Below are 21,764 nucleotides of genomic sequence, written 5' to 3' on the forward strand. Positions count from 1 at the left end.
GCAATCATGGAAGTCATCAGGGAACTGCTGGAACGCTCTCACCGCCTGGGCGCCGACCCGCGCAACACCAACTACGCGGGCGGCAACACCTCGGCCAAGGGCGCCGCGCCCGACCCGGTCACCGGCGAGGAGGTCGAGCTGCTCTGGGTCAAGGGCTCCGGCGGCGACCTCGGCACGCTGAAGGAGTCGGGGCTCGCCGTGCTCCGCCTCGACCGGCTGCGCGCGCTCAAGGGCGTCTACCCGGGCGTGGAGCGCGAGGACGAGATGGTCGCCGCGTTCGACTACTGCCTGCACGGCAAGGGCGGGGCCGCGCCGTCGATCGACACGGCCATGCACGGCCTGGTCGAGGCCGGGCACGTCGACCACCTGCACCCGGATGCCGGGATCGCGCTCGCGACCGCGGCCGACGGCGAGGAGCTGACCAGGCGCGTCTTCGGCGACCGGGTGGTGTGGGTGCCGTGGCGGCGGCCCGGGTTCCAGCTCGGCCTGGACATCGCCGCCATCAAGGAGGCCAACCCGCAGGCCATCGGCTGCATCCTCGGCGGCCACGGCATCACCGCCTGGGGCGCCACGTCGGAGGAGTGCGAGTCGCGCTCGCTGGAGATCATCCGCGCCGCGGAGGCGTACCTGGCCGAGCACGGCCGCCCCGACCCGTTCGGCTCGGTGATCTACGAGACCCTGCCGGAGGCGGAGCGCCGCGAGCGCGCCGCCGCCCTGTTCCCCTACATCAGGGGCCTGGCCTCCACCGACGTCCGCGTCGTCGGCCACTACACCGACACGCCGGAGGTGCTGGACTTCGTCTCCCGCGCCGAGCACCCGCGCCTGGCGGCCCTGGGCACGTCCTGCCCCGACCACTTCCTGCGGACCAAGGTCGCGCCGCTGGTGCTCGACCTGCCGCCGGACGCGCCCCTGGAGCAGGCCGTCGAACGGCTCCGCGAGCTGCACGCCGCCTACCGCGAGGACTACACCGCCTACTACAACCGGCACGCCACCCCTGACTCCCCGGCCATCCGGGGCGCCGACCCGGCGATCGTGCTGGTACCGGGCGTCGGCATGTTCTCGTTCGGCAAGGACAAGCAGACCGCCCGCGTGGCCGGCGAGTTCTACGTCAACGCCATCAACGTCATGCGCGGCGCCGAGTCCGTCTCCACCTACGCGCCCATCCCCGAGTCGGAGAAGTTCCGCATCGAGTACTGGGAGCTGGAGGAGGCCAAGCTCCGCCGCATGCCCAGGCCCAAGCCCCTCGCGACCCGCGTCGCGCTGGTGACCGGCGGCGGCTCGGGCATCGGCGCGGCCACCGCCCGCCGCCTGGCCGCCGAGGGCGCCTGCGTGGTGGTCGCCGACCGCGACGTGGCCGCCGCGGAGAAGATCGCCGCCGAGATCGGCGCGGCCGCGTACCGGGTGTCGGACGTCGCGGTGGCGGTCGGGGTGGACGTCACCTCGGAGGAGCAGATCGCCGAGGCGGTACGCGCGGCGGTGCTGGCGTTCGGCGGCGTCGACCTGGTCGTCAACAACGCCGGTCTGTCGCTGTCCCGCTCGCTGCTCGAGACCACTCTCGACGACTGGGACCTGCAGCACGACGTGATGGCCAGGGGCTCGTTCCTGGTCTCCCGCGAGACGGCCCGGGTGCTGATCAACCAGGGCATGGGCGGCGACATCGTCTACATCTCCTCCAAGAACGCCGTCTTCGCCGGCCCGAACAACGTCGCCTACGGCGCCGCCAAGGCCGACCAGGCGCACCAGGTGCGGCTGCTGGCGGCCGAGCTCGGTCCGCACGGCGTCCGCGTCAACGGCATCAACCCCGACGGCGTCGTACGCGGCTCCGGCATCTTCGCCTCCGGCTGGGGCGCCAACCGGGCGGCCGTCTACGGGGTGGAGGAGGAGAAGCTCGGCGAGTTCTACGCGCAGCGGACCCTGCTCAAGCGCGAGGTGCTGCCCGAGCACGTGGCCGCCGCCGTCTTCGCCCTCACCGGCAACGACCTCACCCACACCACGGGCCTGCACATCCCCGTGGACGCGGGCGTGGCCGCGGCCTTCCTGCGCTGACGACTCAGGAGTAAGCCGCCACCATCCCGATCACCGCCAGCGCGGCTCCGGCCGCCGTGACCAGGAGACCCCCGGCCACGGCGGCCCGACGCCTGCGCGCGCCCGCCCAGTACATGATCACGTACGGCAGGAATCCCAGCCCGCCGAACCCGACCGCCGGCAACGTCAGCGCCGCCAGCACCCCCTTCGTCCCGGCCGGTACCGCGCGGTCGCCCTCCGGCGTGAGCCGGGCCCGCGTCACGTCGCCCGCGTCAGAGTCGGGCGAGGCCGCCACCTTCACGACCGGCCCGCCCGAATCGGGCGTGAACCGCCCCCTGCAGTCGTACCTGCCGTGGCCCAGGTCCGCACACGAGACGACCCGCAACGTGCCCGGCGTCCCCGTCCGGCCGGTGGCGAGCCGGAGGTCCGGGACCGCGAGGACCGACGGCAGCACGCCGATCGCCAGCCAGAGCAGCACCAGGACGACCCGGCCCACCGGCCCGGGGCCGCGACCCCTTCTGTCAGGGGTCACAAATGAGAGATCGGGCAAGTACTCGGTCATGCGCCGATCCTGTCCCAGTCCATTTGTCGTTCACTTGCAACGGACTGGGGGTAGTGCACCCTGACTTGCATGTTCATCCTCTGCAGTGCATTATCTTCAACAGCAAGGTCATGAGATGTGATGCATGAACATGCAGGAGGGGTTTGATGAGGGCAGCGATCGCGGGAGCCAGCGGCTACGCAGGCGGTGAGTTGCTGCGCATCCTGCTCGGCCACCCCGAATTCGAGATCGGCGCGCTCACCGCGGCATCGAGCGCGGGCAGCCGTCTCGGCGCCCACCAGCCCCACCTGCCGCAGCTGGCCGACCGGGTCATCGAGGACACCTCCGCCGAGACACTGGCCGGCCACGACGTCGTCTTCCTGGCCCTGCCGCACGGCCACTCGGCCGCCGTCGCCGCCCAGCTGGGCGATGAGACGGTGGTGGTCGACTGCGGCGCCGACCACCGGCTCACCGACCCGGCGGCCTGGCAGGAGTTCTACGGCGGCGAGCACGCCGGCTCATGGCCCTACGGCCTGCCCGAGCTGCCCGGTCAGCGGCAGATTCTCACATCGGCCACCCGCATCGCGGTGCCCGGCTGCTACCCGACCTCCGTCCTGCTCGCCCTGTCGCCCGCCTTCGCCGCGGGGCTGGCCGAGCCGGACGTGGTCGTGGTGGCCGCCAGCGGCACCAGCGGCGCCGGCAAGTCGCTCAAGCCCAACCTGCTCGGCAGCGAGGTCATGGGCTCCGTCAGCGCGTACGGCGTGGGCGGCGTCCACCGGCACACCCCCGAGATGGAGCAGGGCCTGTCGGCCGTCGCCGGGACCCCCGTGCGGGTCTCGTTCACGCCGACGCTGGCCCCCATGAGCCGCGGCATCCTCGCCACCTGCAGCGCTCCCGCCGCACGGGGCGTCACCAAGGAGTCGCTGCGGACGGCGTACGAGGTCGCGCTGAAGGAGGAGCCGTTCGTCAAGCTCCTGCCCGAGGGCGTCTGGCCGGCCACCTCCATGACCTACGGCGCCAACACCGCCGCCCTGCAAGTGACGCTCGACGAGCGCGCGGGCCGCGTGGTCGCCGTCATCGCCATCGACAACCTCACCAAGGGCACGGCCGGAGGCGCCGTGCAGAGCGTGAACATCGCACTCGGCCTGCCGGAAGAGCTGGGCCTTCCCCTGACAGGAGTCGCACCGTGAGCGTAACGGCACCACTCGGATTCAGAGCTGCGGGCGTCGCCGCCGGGATCAAGTCCGGCGGCGCCCGCGACCTCGCCCTCGTCGTCAACGACGGGCCCAGCAGGGCCGCCGCGGGCGTCTTCACCGCCAACCGCGTGAAGGCCGCCCCCGTGCTCTGGTCCCAGCAGGTCCTTGCCGGCGGGCGGGTGCGAGCCGTGGTGCTCAACTCCGGCGGCGCCAACGCCTGCACCGGCCCCGAGGGCTTCCAGGACACCCACGCCACCGCCGAGAAGGTGGCCGAGGTGCTCCAGGACTCCGCCGGCGAGGTCGCGGTCTGCTCGACCGGCCTGATCGGCGAGCGGCTGCCCATGGACGCGCTGCTGTCCGGTGTCGAGACGGCCTCGACCCAGCTCTCCCGCGACGGCGGCCTGGCCGCCGCCGACGCCATCCGCACCACGGACACCGTCTCCAAGATCTCGTTCCGCCGGGGCAGCGGCTACATGGTGGGCGGGATGGCCAAGGGCGCCGGCATGCTCGCCCCGGCCCTGGCCACCATGCTCTGCGTGATCACCACGGACGCCGAGCTGACCGATGAGGAGCTCGACGCCGCGCTGCGCAAGGCCACCGCCACGACGTTCGACCGCCTCGACACCGACGGCTGCATGTCGACCAACGACACGGTGCTCCTGCTGGCCAGCGGCGCCGCCGGGGTCAAGCCGGACCTCGCCGAGTTCGAGCAGAAGGTCCAGGAGGTCTGCGCCGACCTCGCCAGGCAGCTCCTGGTGGACGCCGAGGGTGCCTCCAAGGCCATCGCCATCGAGGTGATCGGCGCCGCCTCGGAGGACGACGCGGTCAAGGTCGGCCGCACGGTCGCCCGTTCCAACCTGCTCAAGTGCGCCATCCACGGCGAGGACCCCAACTGGGGCCGCGTCCTGGCCGCCGTCGGCACCACTGACGCGGTGTTCGAGCCCGACCGCCTGAACGTGGCCATCAACGGCATCTGGATCTGCCGCGGCGGCGCGGTCGGCGACGACCGCTCCAAGGTCGACATGCGCCCCAGGGACGTGACGATCACCATCGACCTGTCGGCCGGCCCGCACACCGCGACCGTCCACACCACAGACCTGACGGCCGAGTACGTCCACGAGAACTCGGCGTACTCCTCATGAGGGCCACCACCGCACAGGCCAAGGCCGGCGCGCTGATCGAGGCGCTGCCGTGGCTGACCCGCTTCCACGGCGCGACCGTCGTCATCAAGTACGGCGGCAACGCCATGACCGACGAGTCGCTCAAGGAGGGCTTCGCCGAGGACATCGTCTTCCTGCGCCACGCGGGCCTGCGCCCGGTCGTCGTGCACGGAGGCGGCCCGCAGATCAGCAGCGCGCTCGACAAGCTGGGCATCGAGTCCACGTTCACCGCCGGGCTGCGGGTCACCACGCCGGAGGCCATGCAGGTCGTCAGGATGGTGCTCACCGGCCAGGTCAACCGCGACATCGTGGGCCTGGTCAACCGGCACGGCCCGTTCGCCGTCGGCATGTCCGGCGAGGACGCCCACCTGTTCACCGCCGTGCGCAAGCAGGCGATCGTGGACGGCGAGCCCGTGGACATCGGCCAGGTCGGCGAGATCATCAAGGTCGAGCCCGGCGCCGTGCGGGCCCTCATCGACGACGGCCGCATCCCGGTCATCTCCAGCGTGGCGCGCGGAGACGACGGGGAGATCTACAACGTGAACGCCGACACCGCCGCCGCCGCGCTGGCCGTCGCGCTCGAGGCGCAGAAGCTGATCGTCCTCACCGACGTCGAGGGCCTGTACGCCAACTGGCCCGACGACACCGACGTGATCGACCTGCTCTCCGCCGACGAGCTGGAGACGCTCATGCCCACGCTGTCGAGCGGCATGGTCCCCAAGATGGAGGCCTGCCTGACCGCGGTCCAGGGCGGCGTCCCGCAGGCCCACGTGCTCGACGGCCGCGTGCCACACCCACTGCTGCTGGAAATCTTCACCAATGAGGGAATCGGAACGATGGTGGTGCCCTGATGAGCGAGTCTTGCGTGCGAATCCATAAGCACAGCAGCCTTAGGGTCATGCGGACAACGGAGTCGGCCGCATGAGCATTTTCGACAGGTTCGAACAAGCCTTCATGCCCAACTACGGCGTCCCGCCGGTCGCACTGGCACGAGGCGAGGGCACTCGCGTCTGGGACGTGGACGGCCGCCAGTACCTCGACTTCATCGGCGGCATCGCGACCAGCTCGCTCGGTCACGCGCACCCCGCCCTGGTCGAGGCCGTCTCCACACAGGTCGCCAAGATCGCGCACACCAGCAACCTGTTCCTGCACGAGCCGGAGGTGCTGCTCGCCGAGAAGCTCCTCGCCCTGCTGGACTCCCCGGCCAAGATCTTCTTCGCCAACTCCGGCACCGAGGCCAACGAGGCCGCGTACAAGCTCGCCGTCAAGTACGGCAAGCGTGAGGGCCGCTCCTACTTCGTCGCCGCCGAGAACGGCTTCCACGGCCGCACGATCGGCGCCCTGTCACTGACCGGCAAGGCGTCCATCCGCGACCAGTTCGGCCCGTTCCCGATCGACGTCCGCTTCGTCCCGTACGGCGACGCCGACGCGCTCAAGGACGCCGTGACCGGCGACTGCATCGCGGTGTTCCTGGAGCCGACCCAGGGCGAGGCCGGCGTCGTGCCGCCGCCCGACGGCTACTTCGAGGCGGCCCGCGAGATCTGCGACTCGACCGGCGCCCTGCTGGTGGCCGACGAGATCCAGTCCGCGATCGGCCGTACCGGTCACTGGTTCGCCCACCAGGCCGACGGCGTGACCCCCGACATCCTGACCCTGGCCAAGGGGCTGGGCGGCGGGCTGCCGATCGGCGCGTGCATCGGGTTCGGCGACGCGGGCAAGCTGTTCGCCAAGGGCGACCACGGCTCGACGTTCGGCGGCAACCCGGTGGCGTGCGCCGCGGCGCTGGCCGTGCTCGACAACCTCGACCTCGGCCACGTCAGGTCGGCCTCCGCGCGGCTGCGCGCCGGCCTGGAGTCGATCAGCCATCCGCTGCTCAAGGGCGTGCGCGGGCGCGGGCTGTGGCTGGCCACCGTGCTGACCGAGCCCCGCGCGGCGCAGGTCCAGAAGGCCGCGCAGAGCGCCGGCTTCCTGGTCAACGCCCTCCAGCCGGACGCGGTACGCCTCGCGCCACCGCTCGTCGTCACGGCGGAGGAGATCGACGCTTTCGTGGCCGCGTACCCGGCGATCCTCACGGAGGCGGCCAAATGACCAGACATGGCGCGGACTCGGCGCAAATCAGACACTTCTTGCGCGACGACGACCTCACGCCCGCCGAGCAGGCCGAGGTCCTCGATCTCGCCGCGGCGATGAAGAAGGACCGCTTCGGCTACCGCCCGTTCGAGGGCCCGCAGAGCGTCGCCGTCCTGTTCGACAAGCCGTCGGCCCGCACCCGGATCTCCTTCCACACCGGCATCGGCGAGCTCGGCGGGCTGCCGCTGATCGTGGACAACGTCTCGGTCCTCATGGGCCGCGGCGAGCCCACCGCCGACCTCGCCAGGGTGCTCGACCGGCAGGTCGCCGCCATCGTCTGGCGGACCACGGGGCAGGAGCTCATCGACGAGATGGCCGCCCACTCCCGGGTGCCCGTCGTGAACGCGCTCACCGACGAGTTCCACCCCTGCCAGATCCTCGCCGACCTGCAGACCGTCCAGGAGAAGCTGGGCAGGACCGCCGGGGTCACGCTCACGTACCTGGGCGACGGCGCCAACAACATGGCCCACTCCTACCTGCTCGGCGGCGCCACCGCGGGCATGCACGTGCGCATCGCCGCCCCGGCCGGCTACCAGCCGGACGCGGTCATCCTCGACCAGGCGGCCGCCATCGCGGCCAGGACCGGCGGCTCGGTGATCGCGCTGTCCGACCCGGTCGCCGCCGTCCAGGGGGCGCACGTGATCGCCACCGACACCTGGGTGTCGATGGGCCAGGACGGCAAGGAGCAGCGGGTGGCCGTGCTCAAGCCGTACCAGGTGAACTCCGAGCTGCTCGAGCACGCCGCGCCGGACGCGATCGTGCTGCACTGCCTGCCGGCCTACCGCGGCTACGAGATCACCGAAGAGGTGCTCGAAGGCCCGAAGAGCGTCGTCTGGGACCAGGCGGAGAACCGCCTGCACGCCCAGAAGGCACTCCTCCACTGGCTGGTGACACGCCGGTGATGATCCCGATGACCAAGGCCGCGCGGCAGGCGAAGATCACCGACCTGCTGATGCGGAAGGCCGTGCGCTCCCAGCCGGAGCTCGCCAAGCTGCTCGCGGAGAGCGGCGTCGAGGTCACCCAGGCCACGCTCTCGCGTGACCTCGACGAGCTGGGCGCGCTCAAGCTGCGCGCCGACGACGGGTCCCTGGTGTACGCCCTGCCCGGCGAGGGCGGCGGCCGGATCCCGCTCACGAGGCTGGGCACCGGCGAGTCCCCGGCGGCGCGGCTGCACCGCATCGCCGAGGAGCTGCTGGTCGGCGCCGAAGCCTCGGCCAACCTGGTCATCGTGCGCACCCCTCCGGGCGCGGCCCAGTTCCTGGCCTCCGCCATCGACCACGCCGACTGGGAGTCGATCCTCGGCACGGTCGCCGGCGACGACACGATCCTCGTCATCAGCCGCGATCCGACAGGCGGCCAGGCCGTCGCGGAGGCGCTGCTGAGGGTGGCCGTCCGGCGCGGTTAGCGCTCCGCATCGAGATTTGTACCTGGAGATAGTGACATGCCGGAACGAGTGGTTCTCGCGTACTCCGGCGGCCTGGACACCTCGGTCGCCATCCCGTACCTCGCCGAGAAGATGGACGCCGAGGTGATCTGCGTCGCCGTGGACCTCGGCCAGGGCGGCGAGGACATGGCGGTGATCCAGAAGCGGGCGATGGACTGCGGCGCGGCCGAGTCGATCGTGGTGGACGCCAAGGAGGAGTTCGCCGCCGACTTCTGCGTGCCCGCCCTGCGGGCCAACGCCCTCTACATGGACCGCTACCCGCTGGTCTCCTCGCTGTCGCGCCCGCTCATCGTCAAGCACCTGGTCTCGGCGGCCAAGCAGTTCGGCGGCACGGTCGTCTCCCACGGCTGCACCGGCAAGGGCAACGACCAGGTCCGCTTCGAGGCCGGCCTGGCCGCCCTCGCCCCCGGCCTCAGGATCGTCGCGCCCGCCCGCGACTACGCCTGGACGCGCGACAAGGCCATCGAGTACGCCGAGGCCAAGGGCCTGCCCATCGAGACGTCGAAGAAGAACCCGTTCTCGATCGACCAGAACCTCTGGGGCCGCGCCGTCGAGACCGGCTTCCTCGAGGACATCTGGAACGGCCCCACCGAGGAGGTCTACTCCTACACGGCCGACCCGTCCCAGCCGCGCGACGCCGACGAGCTCGTCATCACCTTCGAGCAGGGCGTACCCGTCAAGATCGACGATCGTGCGCTGACGCCGTACCAGATCATCGACGAGCTCAACAGGCGCGCGGGTGCGCAGGGCGTCGGCCGGATCGACATGGTCGAGGACCGCCTCGTCGGGATCAAGTCGCGGGAGGTGTACGAGGCGCCCGGCGCCATCGCGCTCATCACCGCGCACATGGAGCTGGAGAACGTCACCGTCGAGCGCGACCTGGCCCGCTTCAAGCGCGGCGTGGACCAGCGGTGGAGCGAGCTGGTCTACGACGGCCTGTGGTTCTCGCCGCTCAAGAGCGCCCTCGACGCGCTCATCGCCGACGCGCAGAAGCACGTCTCCGGCGACATCCGCATGACTCTGCACGCCGGCAAGGCCACCGTCACCGGCCGCCGGTCCGAGCAGTCCCTGTACGACTTCTCGCTCGCCACGTACGACAGCGGCGACACGTTCGATCAGTCCCTGGCCAAGGGGTTCGTCCAGCTCTTCTCGCTACCGGCTAAGATCGCCGCCGCGCGGGACGCCAAGTAGGGGTGACGTGCACTATGGCCGCGCCGGAGCACAGGAGCTCGGGGCGAGAGAGCGAGCGAGCGATGCCAACGAGTCCCGAAGCGGGTGCGACCATTGGAACGGACAAGAAGGAGATGACGGTGAGTGATGGCAAGCCGATGCGGCTGTGGGGCGGACGCTTCGAAGGAGGCCCGTCCGACGCGCTGACCCGGCTGTCGGTGAGCGTGCACTTCGACTGGCGGCTCGTGCCGTACGACCTGGCCGCGTCCAGGGCGCACGCGCGCGTGCTGCACAGGGCGGGGCTGCTGAGCGACGACGAGCTCGAGCGCATGATCGGCGCGCTCCACGACCTGGAGCGCGCCTGCAAGGAGGGCGAGTTCCGGCCGACGGTCGCCGACGAGGACGTGCACACCGCGCTGGAGCGCGGCCTGCTGGAGCGGCTCGGCTCGCTCGGCGGCAAGCTGCGCGCAGGGCGCTCACGCAACGACCAGATCGCCACCGACCTGCGCCTCTACCTGCGCGACCACGCCCGCACGGTCGTCTCTCGCCTGGTCGAGCTCGAGACCGCGCTCATGGCCCAGGCCGAACAGCACGCCGAGACGGCCGCGCCCGGCATGACGCACCTGCAGCACGCTCAGCCGGTGTCCTTCGGCCACCAGCTGCTGGCCCACGTCCACGCCTTCACCCGCGACATCGACCGGATCACCGACTGGGACAAGCGCGCCGCGATCTCCCCGCTCGGCGCGGGCGCGCTCGCGGGCTCGTCGCTGCCGCTCGACCCGCAGGCCGTGGCGGAGGAGCTGGGCTTCTCGGCCGCCGCGCCCAACTCGATGGACGCCGTCGCCGACCGCGACTTCGCGGCGGAGTTCCTGTTCGACGCGGCCATGATCGGCGTGCACCTGTCGCGGCTGGGCGAGGAGATCGTCCTGTGGGCCTCGCAGGAGTTCCGCTGGATCGAGATGGACGACGCCTACTCCACCGGCTCGTCGATCATGCCCCAGAAGAAGAACCCCGACGTCGCCGAGCTGGCCCGCGGCAAGTCCGGCCGCCTGATCGGCAACCTGATGTCGCTGCTGACCACGCTCAAGGGCCTGCCGCTGACCTACAACCGCGACCTGCAGGAGGACAAGGAGCCCGTCTTCGACGCGGTCGACACCCTGCTGCTGGTCCTGCCCGCGATGGCCGGGCTGGTCGCGACCATGCGGGTCAACACCGCCCGCATGGAGTCCTCGGCCCCTGACGGGTTCGCGCTGGCCACCGACCTGGCCGAGCTGCTCGTACGCCGAGGGGTCGCCTTCCGCGAGGCCCACGAGGCGGTCGGCCACCTCGTGGTGTGGTGCCAGGTCAACGACAAGGACCTTGGCGAGCTCACGGACGACGAGCTCGCCAAGGTGTCGCCGCACCTGACGCCCGACGTCCGCGACGTGCTCAACGTGCCCGGCGCCCTGGCCGCCCGCAAGGCCCACGGAGGCACCGCCCCTGACCGCGTACGCGACCAGCTCGTCGCGCTCAGGGAAGCGGTCGACGCACAGGCGGCATGGGCAGCGGGGAGCTGAGCCCCGCCGCGCTGCCGCGGAGCTTCTTCGACCGGCCGTCGCACGAGGTGGCGCCCGACCTGCTCGGGCGCGTGCTCGTACACGGACCCGTCGCCGTACGCCTGACCGAGGTCGAGGCGTACGGCGGCCCCGGCGAGGACCCGGCGGCGCACACCTACCGGGGCAAGACGCCGCGCAACGCCGTCATGTTCGGCCCGCCGGGACACCTGTACGTGTACTTCACGTACGGCATGCACTTCTGCGCGAACCTCGTCTGCCTGCCCGAGGACTTCGGCTCGGCCGTGCTGCTGCGGGCGGGCGAGGTGGTGGCGGGCATCGAGGAGGCCCGCGCCCGGCGCTCCGCCACGGGCAACGGCACGGGCGAAGGCACGGGCAAAGGCACGGGCAAAGGTACGGGGGCGCGCGGCAGGACGATCCCCGACCGGGACCTCGCGCGCGGCCCCGCCAGGCTGGCCGTCGTCCTCGGTCTGCTCCGCGAGCACAACGGCCTCGACGCGATCGTGGACTCCTCGCGGGCGCTCCCCGGCGACGCGCCCTTCGCGGTCGGCCGCCGGCTGACCGGCGTGCCCCACGGGGCGGCCGCCGTCCTGGAGGGCCTGCCGGCCGACCCGGCGTCGATCAGGTCAGGCCCGCGTACCGGCATCTCGACGGCCAAGGAGACCCCTTGGCGGTTCTGGATCGACGGCGACCCGACCGTGTCGCCGTACCGCCCTCACGTTCCGCGCCGCCGCAACGCCGCGGCCACCTCCGTGGGAGAGGCGCCCAGCTCGTGAGGACTGAAGATGTGCAGGTAGTCGCCGGTGTCGATCTCGAGCATCTCGCTCCGCAGCCCCCAGCGCCTGCGCACGTCCACCTTGACGTCCTGGATCGCCTCCCAGGGCACGTGCCGCCTGCCCGCGAACCCGTGCACCACGGTGATCCCGCTCTCGTCGGCGGCCAGCCGTACGGGGGCGATGAGGTCGCGCAGCCCCATCCCGCCGACCAGCACGGCCGCGGGAACGGCCAGGATCACGCCGCGCAGGTCGCTCTCGAGCCACCAGTAGACGGCGAGCCCGGCACACACAACAGCCCCTAAGATCTTGAAAACGGCCAGCTCGCGACGGACCTTCCACATGGAGACAGAGCGTATCCAAGTGGCGGTCAACCCAGGCGATCGGGCACGCTTGTCATACTTAATGTCCAACGTCTCAATGGAAAGCCGGCACCGTGACCGACATTCTCGATGACCTCGCGTGGCGAGGGCTGATCGCTCAGTCCACCGACCTCGACGCCCTGCGCGCGTCCATGGCCAAGGGACCGATCACGGTCTATTCCGGTTTCGACCCGACCGCCCCTTCCCTGCATGTCGGCCACTTCGTACCCCTGCTGACGCTGCGCCGCCTGCAGCTGGCCGGGCACCGCCCGATCGGCCTGGTCGGCGGCGCCACCGGCCTGATCGGCGACCCGAGCGGACGCAACACCGAGCGCTCGCTCAACGCCAGCGAGGTCGTGGCCGAATGGGTGGAGCGCCTGCGCGGGCAGGTCGGCCGTTTCCTCGATTTCGACGCTCAGCCGAACGCCGCCCTCATGGTCAGCAACCTCGACTGGACCGGAGAGCTGAGCGCCATCGACTTCCTGCGCGACATCGGCAAGCACTTCCCGGTCAACCGCATGCTGGCCAGGGAGTCGGTCTCCGCGCGGCTGCAGGGTGAGGGGCTGAGCTACACCGAGTTCAGCTACCAGATCCTCCAGGCCAACGACTACCTGGAGCTGCACCGCCGCTACAACTGCACGCTGCAGATCGGCGGCAGCGACCAGTGGGGCAACATCACGGCGGGAGCCGACCTGGTGCGCCGCATCGAGGGCGCGCACGTCCACGCGCTCACCCTGCCGCTGATCACCAAGGCCGACGGCACCAAGTTCGGCAAGACGGCGGGCGGCGCGCTCTGGCTCGACCCCGAGATGACCTCGCCGTACGCCTTCTACCAGTACTTCCTCAACTCCGACGACCGCGACGTGATCCACTACCTCAAGGTGTTCACGTTCAAGAGCCGCGAGGAGATCGAGGCCTTGGAGAAGGCCGTCGCCGAGCGGCCCTTCGCCCGCGAGGCGCAGCGGACGCTGGCCGAGGACCTCACCGAGCTGCTGCACGGGAAGCAGGAGCTCGACGCGGTCGTGGCCGCCTCCAAGGCGCTCTTCGGCCAGGGTGCGCTGGAGGACCTGCCCGCCTCGACGCTCGGAGCGGCGCTGGCCGAGGTGCCCAAGGCCACGATTCCCGCGCTCGGCACGCCGCTCGTGGATCTCATGGCCGACAGCGGGCTGGTGGAGTCGAAGTCGGCGGCCCGGCGTGCCGTGAAGGAGGGCGGGGCCTACCTGAACAACGTCAAGATCACCGACGAGGCGTACGTCCCGACCTCCGACGACCTGCTGCAGGGGCGCTACATGGTGCTGCGGCGCGGCAAGAAGTCGATCGGCGGCGTCGAGGTCGCCTCATAGGTCGTCTTGGTTGAAGCGGGCCTTTCCGGTTTCCAGGGGGGAGGGCCCGCTTCCGCGTTCAGCGGCGGGTGAACAGCGCCACCGTCAGCCCCGGCAGGTCGGTGGAGTGCTTGGCCATGCTGAGCTCGAACCCCGCCTTCTCCACTTCCGCCGCCCGCGGGATCGCCGACTGCTTGCTCCCGCGCCAGACCACCCACACCCGTTCGCGCCCCTTCAAGGCGGCGTTCACGTCGGGCCGCTCGGGATATCCGAACCCGTCGGGCGAGGGCGCGTCGCCGGCCTTGAGCACGTCGACGGGCATCAGCGAGTCGGCGTAGTACTCGAAGCCGATGCGGAGCTGGCTCTGCCCGTAGACGATCGCGTCATCGGGCTCGGCCTTGATGACGCGCAGCGCCCAGGGGATGTTCTCGAACCGCCCGTTCTCCTCGCGCACCGTCACATGCTCCTGGAACGAAAGTGCGCATCCCAGCAGCACGACCACCACCGCGGCCACCACGTGGAGCCGGGGGAGAGACGCCAGGGCGAGCCCGGCCAGCAGGGCGAGCGCGGGGGCGGTGACGAAGAGGTATCGATCCACATAGACGGGCGTCACGAGCCGCGACACCGCGAGCAGCTGCACCGGAGGCAGGAGCAGCCATCCGGCCAGCGCGAACACCCACGCCCGCCGGTCGTCGCGCGACGCTCTCCACAGCAGCACCGCGCCGGCCAGCGCCATCGCGAACAGCATCACCCCGAGCCCGGTCGCCCCCGCCGCCATCTTGGGGAACTTCAGCCACACCTCGGGCCCGCGCTGCGGGATCCAGCTGATCGCATGCCGTTCCCCGAACCCCACCAGCCCCAGCACCACAGCGGGCAGGCAGCCGACCGCGAGCGCCGCCAGCATCGGCACCACCCGGCCCCGGCGCGCCAGCGCCAGCTGGGCGGGGAGCACCAGCACGGCGAAGAGATGGGTGCAGCACACGAGCGCGACCGCCACCCCGTACACCACCCACCGTCTTCCGTCCGGCCGCTCGATCGCCCGGTGCAGCGCCCAGAACGAGAACACGACGGCGGCCGCGGCGAACGCGTACGGCCTGGCGAAGGCCCCGAAGTAAGCCACCGAGGGCAAGATCGCGAAGATCGCGGCGGCGATCACCCCGGCGCGGGTGCTGTGCAGCCGCCGGCCGAGATCGACCAGGAACCAGGCCGCCACACCGATCCCCACCGCCGACGGCAGCCGCAGCCACAGCTCCGCCGTGCCCGCCTTCACCCAGAGGTGCATGAACAGGTAGTACGGGAGGAAATGCCCGTCGATGTGACGTGCCAGCTCCCACATGCCCGGCAGCGACCGGGGGGGGCGGCGCTGATGGTGGCCAGCTCGTCGCCGTTCAGGGTGGCGGAGCCCGTCCCCGTGAAAGCCGCGGCCCCTGCGATCAATGCCATCCACCACGGGGTGGACGTGCGGAGCCGTTCGGCGGGACGGGCCGGGGGAGCGAGTGTGGCGGCAGTGGTCACCGGGGCAGGATACGCGTTCGGCGGGCTACTGCTGGGTGGTGCGTGTCGGCTTCATAACGATCACCACCCGCCGCTCGGCGTCGCCGACCGGGCGCTCGTACTCCAGGCCGTAGCGGTTGGCCAGGACGTCGAAGAAGTCGCCCGAGGGGTCGGGGTCGACCCGCTCGACCACGCCACGGATCTCCACATAGCGGTACGGCTTCTCCGGGTCGTTGATGGAGACCGCCACCTGCGGATTTTCCACGACATTTCGGTACTTGCGGCGGTCCGTCGTGGTCGTGAACCGCAAGTACTCTCCGTCCCAGATCGTCCAGACCGGGTTCACGTTGGGCGCTCCGTCCGGTCCGATCGTCGCCAGGTGGGCGAACAGCGGCCGCTGCAGCAGGTCCAAGTGGCTCTCGGGAATCATCACGTCTCCTTCTCGACAACGGTTGCCTTCAACATATCAAAGCTTTTATAGCTATCAATGTTGTACGATTCCCGACATGGGGATGCCTGCGGAGGAACGCCTCGGACTGGACATCAAGCGCGCCGAGCAGGCTTTGATCGCCGCGAAACAGGCCGCCGTCCGGCCGGCAGGGTTGACCGTTCCCCAGTATGCGGCGCTGTTCGCGCTGGCCGGCAGCCCCGGGATCTCGGGCGCGGCGCTGGCTCGGGCGTGCCTGGTCACGCCCCAGGCCATGACCGTCGTGCTGAAGAACCTGGAGGAGCAGGGTCTCGTCACGCGCTCACCGCACCCTTGGCACCGCAAGGTCCTGGAGAGCCGGCTGACCGAGGCCGGGCATGCGGCGCTGAAGGCGGCGGATGAGCGGGCCGTGGTGGTCGAGCGGGCGATCGCGGCCGAGTTCAGTACGGAGGAGCGGGAGACGCTGCGGCACCTGCTGGCCCGATGCGGCGAGGCCATCACCCGTGCCGCCCGGGAGCTGTGACATGCCTACCCGTCTGCGCAGCGGGCCCCGTCTGGTGTGCCCGCCCGATGGGTGCGGTTTGCCGGCCGTATGTCCGGCGTGCCTGCTGCCTGTCCGCTTCCGGGTGCCTGCCCGACTGCTAGGCGTGGACGGACGGCCCTCAGCCGGGCCGTGACGGGCCGCTTCGCGCGACGATTTGACGTGTCGCGGATCGCGACCTAATGTTTCTGTTCGCGCCGGGAGTGAGCCGGACGCCGCTGAGGCGGACGGGCCCCCGCGCAAGCCCCTTGAATTAACGAGCCACTCGGCGGAGCTGCTTCGGCGTGCTCTGGCATCGAGGTCATCGTCGGGCATGCCGAAGTCACCGGAAAATCGGTTGATTCGACAAGCTCTGGATGACACGGTAAGTTGTGAGGGTTGCCCCGGAGACGGGGTGCAACATCCTAGCTCGGCATGACCAGCTCCTAGCAAATCCTTGGATTTGACAGGCAACTGGCAAACTGAGTAAAGTTTAGGAAAACGAACGGTACGCCTCCGAGCGAGGGCCAGCAGGCTTGAGCAAGGATGTACGCGTCCGTTTCTTGAGAACTCAACAGTGTGTTAAAAGCCAGTGCATGAGATACACATGCATGACCCCGTCATGATTGACGGTTATTGCTTGGATTCACAATCCAGACGAGACATTGTTTGGAGAGTTTGATCCTGGCTCAGGACGAACGCTGGCGGCGTGCTTAACACATGCAAGTCGAGCGGAAAGGCCCTTCGGGGTACTCGAGCGGCGAACGGGTGAGTAACACGTGAGCAACCTGCCCCTGACTCTGGGATAAGCCCGGGAAACTGGGTCTAATACCGGATATGACCGCCCCTGGCATCGGGTGGTGGTGGAAAGTTTTTCGGTTGGGGATGGGCTCGCGGCCTATCAGCTTGTTGGTGGGGTAGTGGCCTACCAAGGCGACGACGGGTAGCCGGCCTGAGAGGGCGACCGGCCACACTGGGACTGAGACACGGCCCAGACTCCTACGGGAGGCAGCAGTGGGGAATATTGCGCAATGGGCGGAAGCCTGACGCAGCGACGCCGCGTGGGGGATGACGGCCTTCGGGTTGTAAACCTCTTTCAGCAGGGACGAAGTTGACGTGTACCTGCAGAAGAAGCGCCGGCTAACTACGTGCCAGCAGCCGCGGTAATACGTAGGGCGCAAGCGTTGTCCGGAATTATTGGGCGTAAAGAGCTCGTAGGTGGCTGGTCGCGTCTGCCGTGAAAGCCCGCAGCTTAACTGCGGGTCTGCGGTGGATACGGGCCGGCTAGAGGTAGGTAGGGGCAAGTGGAATTCCTGGTGTAGCGGTGAAATGCGCAGATATCAGGAGGAACACCGGTGGCGAAGGCGGCTTGCTGGGCCTTACCTGACGCTGAGGAGCGAAAGCGTGGGGAGCGAACAGGATTAGATACCCTGGTAGTCCACGCTGTAAACGTTGGGCGCTAGGTGTGGGGGTCTTCCACGATCTCCGTGCCGGAGCTAACGCATTAAGCGCCCCGCCTGGGGAGTACGGCCGCAAGGCTAAAACTCAAAGGAATTGACGGGGGCCCGCACAAGCGGCGGAGCATGTTGCTTAATTCGACGCAACGCGAAGAACCTTACCAAGGTTTGACATCACCCGGAAAGCTCCAGAGATGGGGCCCTCTTCGGACTGGGTGACAGGTGGTGCATGGCTGTCGTCAGCTCGTGTCGTGAGATGTTGGGTTAAGTCCCGCAACGAGCGCAACCCTTGCTCCATGTTGCCAGCACGCCCTTCGGGGTGGTGGGGACTCATGGGGGACTGCCGGGGTCAACTCGGAGGAAGGTGGGGATGACGTCAAGTCATCATGCCCCTTATGTCTTGGGCTGCAAACATGCTACAATGGCCGGTACAGAGGGTTGCGATACCGTGAGGTGGAGCGAATCCCTAAAAGCCGGTCTCAGTTCGGATTGGGGTCTGCAACTCGACCCCATGAAGTCGGAGTCGCTAGTAATCGCAGATCAGCAATGCTGCGGTGAATACGTTCCCGGGCCTTGTACACACCGCCCGTCACGTCACGAAAGTCGGCAACACCCGAAGCCCGTGGCCCAACCCGTAAGGGGGGGAGCGGTCGAAGGTGGGGCTGGCGATTGGGACGAAGTCGTAACAAGGTAGCCGTACCGGAAGGTGCGGCTGGATCACCTCCTTTCTAAGGAGCACACTCGCCCGTCACCGGCGCACGATCGGTGGGGCGACAGCTCACTAGTGGAGCACTGGCTAGTCAGTCGGACCGGGTTGCCGGGCCGCTAGTACCGCCCGTAAGGGAGTGGGAACGTGGTTGCGGGGTTTTGGTTCGGGTCTGAACACACTGTTGGGTCCTGAAGGAACGGGCATGCGTGCCTGGTTCTTCTTGGATGACAGGGCCGCTGAAGCAGCTTTTCGGAGTTGTGGATGCGGTTGCTGTTTGTTGTTTGAGATTTGCATAGTGGACGCGAGCATCTTTGTGGCCAAGTTTTTTAGGGCACACGGTGGATGCCTTGGCATCAGGAGCCGATGAAGGACGTGGGAGGCTGCGTTAAGCCTCGGGGAGTCGCCAACCAGACGTTGATCCGGGGATGTCCGAATGGGGAAACCTAGCACCAGTCATGTGGTGTTGCCTCCGCCTGAATGTATAGGGCGGTTGGTGGTAACGCGGGGAAGTGAAACATCTCAGTACCCGTAGGAAGAGAAAACAATATGTGATTCCGTGAGTAGTGGTGAGCGAAAGCGGATGAGGCTAAACCGGGCGTGTGTGATAGCCGGCAGGCGTTGCATGTCCGGGGTCGTGGGACCTTCTGGTGGTTTCTGCCGGAACTGCAAGCAGTGATAAATCGATGGGGTAGTTGAAAGCTCTGGGAAGGGCTGCCGTAGACCGTGAGAGCCGGGTAGGCGAAACCTTGTCGACTGCTGGAGGGGATCCCAAGTAGCACGGGGCTCGAGAAATCCTGTGTGAATCTGCCAGGACCACCTGGTAAGCCTAAATACTCCCTGATGACCGATAGTGCACGAGTACCGTGAGGGAAAGGTGAAAAGTGCCCCGGTGAGGGGTCGTGAAATAGTACCTGAAACCGTGTGCCTACAAGCCGTAGGAGCTTACAGCAGCTTGCTGTTGTGTGATGTGACTGCGTGCCTTTTGAAGAATGAGCCTGCGAGTTATGGTGTGTGGCGAGGTTAACCCGTGTGGGGGAGCCGTAGCGAAAGCGAGTCTGAATAGGGCGTTTGAGTCGCATGCTGTAGACCCGAAGCGGAGTGATCTACGCATGGGCAGGTTGAAGCTCAGGTAAGACTGGGTGGAGGACCGAACCCACCAGGGTTGAAAACCTGGGGGATGATCTGTGTGTAGGGGTGAAAGGCCAATCAAACTCCGTGATAGCTGGTTCTCCCCGAAATGCATTTAGGTGCAGCGTCGCGTGTTTCTTGCCGGAGGTAGAGCACTGGATGGCTAATGGGCCCGACAAGGTTACTGACGTCAGCCAAACTCCGAATGCCGGTAAGTGAGAGCGTGGCAGTGAGACTGCGGGCGATAAGGTTCGTAGTCGAGAGGGAAACAGCCCAGATCACCGACTAAGGCCCCTAAGCGTGTGCTAAGTGGGAAAGGATGTGGAGTCGCAGAGACAACCAGGAGGTTGGCTTAGAAGCAGCCACCCTTGAAAGAGTGCGTAATAGCTCACTGGTCAAGTGATTCTGCGCCGACAATGTAGCGGGGCTCAAGTACACCGCCGAAGTCGTGGCACTGACAGCTATGAGCTGTTGGTGGGTAGGGGAGCGTCGTGCAGCTGGTGAAGCAGCAGAGTGATCTAGTTGTGGAAGCTGTGCGAGTGAGAATGCAGGCATGAGTAGCGAATCGAGGGTGAGAAACCCTCGCGCCGGATGACCAAGGGTTCCTGGGGCAGGCTAATCCGCCCAGGGTAAGTCGGGACCTAAGGCGAGGCCGACAGGCGTAGTCGATGGACAACGGGTTGATATTCCCGTACCCGCTTCAATGCGCCCATACTGAACCTCGTGATGCTAAGAGTCCTTAACTCGCTTGAGCCTTCGGGCTTGGGGTCAGAGTGAACGCTCGAACCGATCGGGTAGTAGGTAAGCGATGGGGTGACGCAGGAAGGTAGTCCAGCCCAGGCGATGGTTGTCCTGGGGTAAGCATGTAGGGCGGAACGTAGGCAAATCCGCGTTCTTTATGTCTGAGATGTGATGCCGAGCCAATTGTGGCGAAGTGGATGATCCTATGCTGCCGAGAAAAGCCTCTAGTGAGTGTTGTGGCGGCCCGTACCCTAAACCGACTCAGGTGGTCAGGTAGAGAATACCAAGGCGATCGGGTGAACTGTGGTTAAGGAACTCGGCAAATTGCCCCCGTAACTTCGGGAGAAGGGGGACCTCTGCTGGTGATGAGTTTTGCACTCGGAGCTGGTGGGGGTCGCAGTGGCCAGGGGGAAGCGACTGTTTACTAAAAACACAGGTCCGTGCGAAGTCGTAAGACGATGTATACGGACTGACGCCTGCCCGGTGCCGGAACGTTAAGGGGACCGCTTAGTGTGAGTGATCACGCGAAGGTGAGAACTTAAGCGCCGGTAAACGGCGGTGGTAACTATAACCATCCTAAGGTAGCGAAATTCCTTGTCGGGTAAGTTCCGACCTGCACGAATGGCGTAACGACTTCCCCGCTGTCTCAACCGCAGACCCGGTGAAATTGCAGTACGAGTAAAGATGCTCGTTTCGCGCAGCAGGACGGAAAGACCCCGGGACCTTCACTACAGCTTGACATTGGTGTTTGGAACGGCTTGTGTAGGATAGGTGGGAGACTGGGAAGCTCGGACGCTAGTTCGGGTGGAGTCATTGGTGAAATACCACTCTGGTCGTTTTGGATGTCTAACTCTGGTCCGTGATCCGGATCGGGGACAGTGTCTGGTGGGTAGTTTAACTGGGGCGGTTGCCTCCCAAAGAGTAACGGAGGCGCCCAAAGGTTCCCTCAGCCTGGTTGGCAATCAGGTGTTGAGTGTAAGTGCACAAGGGAGCTTGACTGTGAGACTGACGGGTCGAGCAGGAGCGAAAGCTGGGACTAGTGATCCGGCATCGGCGTGTGGAAGCGGTGTCGCTCAACGGCTAAAAGGTACCCCGGGGATAACAGGCTGATCTTCCCCAAGAGTCCATATCGACGGGATGGTTTGGCACCTCGATGTCGGCTCGTCGCATCCTGGGGCTGGAGTAGGTCCCAAGGGTTGGGCTGTTCGCCCATTAAAGCGGTACGCGAGCTGGGTTTAGAACGTCGCGAGACAGTTCGGTCCCTATCCGCTGCGCGCGCAGGAGACTTGAAAGGGGCTGTCCCTAGTACGAGAGGACCGGGACGGACGAACCTCTGGTGTGCCAGTTGTACCGCCAGGTGCACGGCTGGTTGGCTACGTTCGGGAGGGATAACCGCTGAAAGCATCTAAGCGGGAAGCTTGCCTTGAGATGAGGTCTCCCACCACGAGAGTGGGTAAGGCTCCCGGTAGACGACCGGGTTGATAGGCCGGAGGTGGAAGCACGGTAACGTGTGGAGCTGACCGGTACTAATAGGCCGAGGACTTGACCACAAAGCAGACTTTTTGAAAGTCGTTCTTGCTCGCGTCCACTAGGCAATTCTGAGACAGCAAAC

The 21,764-nt window shown here is 67.6% G+C and carries 16 protein-coding genes and 2 rRNA genes; 14 read left to right on the forward strand and 4 right to left on the reverse strand.

The genetic code is table 11. The annotated features are described in order from the left end of the window. The first annotated feature begins 6 nt into the window (after window positions 1–6). A complete protein-coding gene (locus tag ABD830_RS30780) occupies window positions 7–2,046 on the forward strand; it encodes a bifunctional aldolase/short-chain dehydrogenase (protein WP_344994968.1) in 2,040 nt (679 codons plus the stop codon). Between the two features lie 4 nt (window positions 2,047–2,050). Here the strand turns inward: ABD830_RS30780 and ABD830_RS30785 are convergent, their stop codons facing one another. Then, window positions 2,051–2,587, reverse strand: coding sequence for a hypothetical protein (locus ABD830_RS30785; RefSeq protein ID WP_344994971.1), 537 nt, complete (start codon window positions 2,585–2,587; stop codon window positions 2,051–2,053). A 146-nt stretch (window positions 2,588–2,733) separates the two neighbouring features. Between ABD830_RS30785 and argC the strand changes: the two genes are divergently transcribed. The 9 genes from argC to ABD830_RS30830 all read left to right on the forward strand — a co-directional run bounded on the left by argC (window position 2,734) and on the right by ABD830_RS30830 (window position 11,995). Then, window positions 2,734–3,756 carry an N-acetyl-gamma-glutamyl-phosphate reductase gene (gene argC, locus ABD830_RS30790; RefSeq protein ID WP_344994973.1) on the forward strand — a complete coding sequence of 341 codons (1,023 nt, stop codon included), beginning with the start codon at window positions 2,734–2,736 and terminating at the stop codon, window positions 3,754–3,756. Continuing rightward, a complete protein-coding gene (gene argJ / locus ABD830_RS30795) occupies window positions 3,753–4,904 on the forward strand; it encodes a bifunctional glutamate N-acetyltransferase/amino-acid acetyltransferase ArgJ (protein ID WP_344994976.1) in 1,152 nt (383 codons plus the stop codon). Before argC ends, argJ begins: the two co-directional genes overlap by 4 nt. Next, window positions 4,901–5,773 carry an acetylglutamate kinase gene (gene argB, locus ABD830_RS30800; protein WP_344994978.1) on the forward strand — a complete coding sequence of 291 codons (873 nt, stop codon included), beginning with the start codon at window positions 4,901–4,903 and terminating at the stop codon, window positions 5,771–5,773. Before argJ ends, argB begins: the two co-directional genes overlap by 4 nt. 70 nt (window positions 5,774–5,843) lie before the next feature. Then, a complete protein-coding gene (locus ABD830_RS30805) occupies window positions 5,844–7,010 on the forward strand; it encodes an acetylornithine transaminase (RefSeq protein ID WP_344994982.1) in 1,167 nt (388 codons plus the stop codon). Then, window positions 7,007–7,954 (forward strand): ornithine carbamoyltransferase, encoded by a 948-nt coding sequence (gene argF / locus ABD830_RS30810; RefSeq protein WP_344994985.1) that lies wholly within the window; start codon window positions 7,007–7,009, stop codon window positions 7,952–7,954. Before ABD830_RS30805 ends, argF begins: the two co-directional genes overlap by 4 nt. Beyond that, window positions 7,954–8,457, forward strand: a complete 504-nt coding sequence (locus ABD830_RS30815; RefSeq protein WP_344996029.1) for an arginine repressor — start codon at window positions 7,954–7,956, stop codon at window positions 8,455–8,457. The genes argF and ABD830_RS30815 overlap by 1 nt, the downstream gene beginning before the upstream one ends. A 36-nt stretch (window positions 8,458–8,493) precedes the next feature. After that, a complete protein-coding gene (locus ABD830_RS30820) occupies window positions 8,494–9,687 on the forward strand; it encodes an argininosuccinate synthase (protein ID WP_344994988.1) in 1,194 nt (397 codons plus the stop codon). Window positions 9,688–9,800: 113 nt separating this feature from the next. Continuing rightward, the gene (gene argH, locus ABD830_RS30825; protein WP_344994991.1) at window positions 9,801–11,222 is read left to right on the forward strand and encodes an argininosuccinate lyase; all 1,422 of its coding nucleotides are present in this window, start codon (window positions 9,801–9,803) and stop codon (window positions 11,220–11,222) included. Then, window positions 11,204–11,995, forward strand: coding sequence for a DNA-3-methyladenine glycosylase (locus ABD830_RS30830; protein ID WP_344994994.1), 792 nt, complete (start codon window positions 11,204–11,206; stop codon window positions 11,993–11,995). The genes argH and ABD830_RS30830 overlap by 19 nt, the downstream gene beginning before the upstream one ends. Here ABD830_RS30830 and ABD830_RS30835 read toward each other — a convergent pair. Next, entirely contained in the window at window positions 11,935–12,336 is a 402-nt protein-coding gene (locus tag ABD830_RS30835) for a PH domain-containing protein (RefSeq protein ID WP_344994998.1), read from the reverse strand. The two genes, ABD830_RS30830 and ABD830_RS30835, sit on opposite strands and share 61 nt — an antisense overlap. A gap of 92 nt (window positions 12,337–12,428) precedes the next feature. Here ABD830_RS30835 and tyrS point away from each other — a divergent pair, with 92 nt between their 5' ends. Then, a complete protein-coding gene (gene tyrS / locus ABD830_RS30840) occupies window positions 12,429–13,697 on the forward strand; it encodes a tyrosine--tRNA ligase (RefSeq protein ID WP_344995001.1) in 1,269 nt (422 codons plus the stop codon). 58 nt (window positions 13,698–13,755) lie between these two features. Here tyrS and ABD830_RS30845 read toward each other — a convergent pair whose 3' ends face one another. Continuing rightward, window positions 13,756–15,012 (reverse strand): glycosyltransferase family 39 protein, encoded by a 1,257-nt coding sequence (locus ABD830_RS30845; RefSeq protein ID WP_344995004.1) that lies wholly within the window; start codon window positions 15,010–15,012, stop codon window positions 13,756–13,758. A 204-nt stretch (window positions 15,013–15,216) separates the two neighbouring features. Further along, entirely contained in the window at window positions 15,217–15,600 is a 384-nt protein-coding gene (locus ABD830_RS30850; RefSeq protein WP_344995007.1) for a PPOX class F420-dependent oxidoreductase, read from the reverse strand. A gap of 76 nt (window positions 15,601–15,676) precedes the next feature. Here ABD830_RS30850 and ABD830_RS30855 point away from each other — a divergent pair, with 76 nt between their 5' ends. From ABD830_RS30855 to ABD830_RS30865, 3 genes are all read left to right on the forward strand, one after another. After that, complete coding sequence (locus tag ABD830_RS30855) at window positions 15,677–16,120, forward strand: MarR family winged helix-turn-helix transcriptional regulator (RefSeq protein ID WP_344995010.1); 444 nt, start codon at window positions 15,677–15,679, stop codon at window positions 16,118–16,120. Between the two features lie 663 nt (window positions 16,121–16,783). Continuing rightward, window positions 16,784–18,302 (forward strand): 16S ribosomal RNA (locus ABD830_RS30860). 296 nt (window positions 18,303–18,598) lie between these two features. Further along, window positions 18,599–21,702 (forward strand): 23S ribosomal RNA (locus tag ABD830_RS30865). Together the 16S and 23S rRNA genes form the textbook arrangement of a ribosomal RNA operon. Window positions 21,703–21,764 lie beyond the last annotated feature (62 nt).

The sequence above is a fragment of the Nonomuraea helvata genome (assembly GCF_039535785.1).
In the GTDB taxonomy this organism is placed as follows: Bacteria; Actinomycetota; Actinomycetes; order Streptosporangiales; family Streptosporangiaceae; genus Nonomuraea; species Nonomuraea helvata.

Bases quoted from the DNA above. Each gene is read 5' to 3' on its own strand.
- argF (WP_344994985.1), top strand. From the start codon at position 7,007: ATGACCAGACATGGCGCGGACTCGGCGCAAATCAGACACTTCTTGCGC.
- ABD830_RS30805 (WP_344994982.1), top strand. From the start codon at position 5,844: ATGAGCATTTTCGACAGGTTCGAACAAGCCTTCATGCCCAACTACGGC.
- ABD830_RS30815 (WP_344996029.1), top strand. From the start codon at position 7,954: ATGATCCCGATGACCAAGGCCGCGCGGCAGGCGAAGATCACCGACCTG.
- argH (WP_344994991.1), top strand. From the start codon at position 9,801: ATGACGGTGAGTGATGGCAAGCCGATGCGGCTGTGGGGCGGACGCTTC.
- ABD830_RS30830 (WP_344994994.1), top strand. From the start codon at position 11,204: ATGGGCAGCGGGGAGCTGAGCCCCGCCGCGCTGCCGCGGAGCTTCTTC.
- ABD830_RS30850 (WP_344995007.1), bottom strand. From the start codon at position 15,600: ATGATTCCCGAGAGCCACTTGGACCTGCTGCAGCGGCCGCTGTTCGCC.
- ABD830_RS30820 (WP_344994988.1), top strand. From the start codon at position 8,494: ATGCCGGAACGAGTGGTTCTCGCGTACTCCGGCGGCCTGGACACCTCG.
- ABD830_RS30835 (WP_344994998.1), bottom strand. From the start codon at position 12,336: ATGTGGAAGGTCCGTCGCGAGCTGGCCGTTTTCAAGATCTTAGGGGCT.
- argC (WP_344994973.1), top strand. From the start codon at position 2,734: ATGAGGGCAGCGATCGCGGGAGCCAGCGGCTACGCAGGCGGTGAGTTG.
- ABD830_RS30855 (WP_344995010.1), top strand. From the start codon at position 15,677: ATGGGGATGCCTGCGGAGGAACGCCTCGGACTGGACATCAAGCGCGCC.
- ABD830_RS30785 (WP_344994971.1), bottom strand. From the start codon at position 2,587: ATGACCGAGTACTTGCCCGATCTCTCATTTGTGACCCCTGACAGAAGG.
- argB (WP_344994978.1), top strand. From the start codon at position 4,901: ATGAGGGCCACCACCGCACAGGCCAAGGCCGGCGCGCTGATCGAGGCG.
- ABD830_RS30845 (WP_344995004.1), bottom strand. From the start codon at position 15,012: ATGTGGGAGCTGGCACGTCACATCGACGGGCATTTCCTCCCGTACTAC.
- ABD830_RS30780 (WP_344994968.1), top strand. From the start codon at position 7: ATGGAAGTCATCAGGGAACTGCTGGAACGCTCTCACCGCCTGGGCGCC.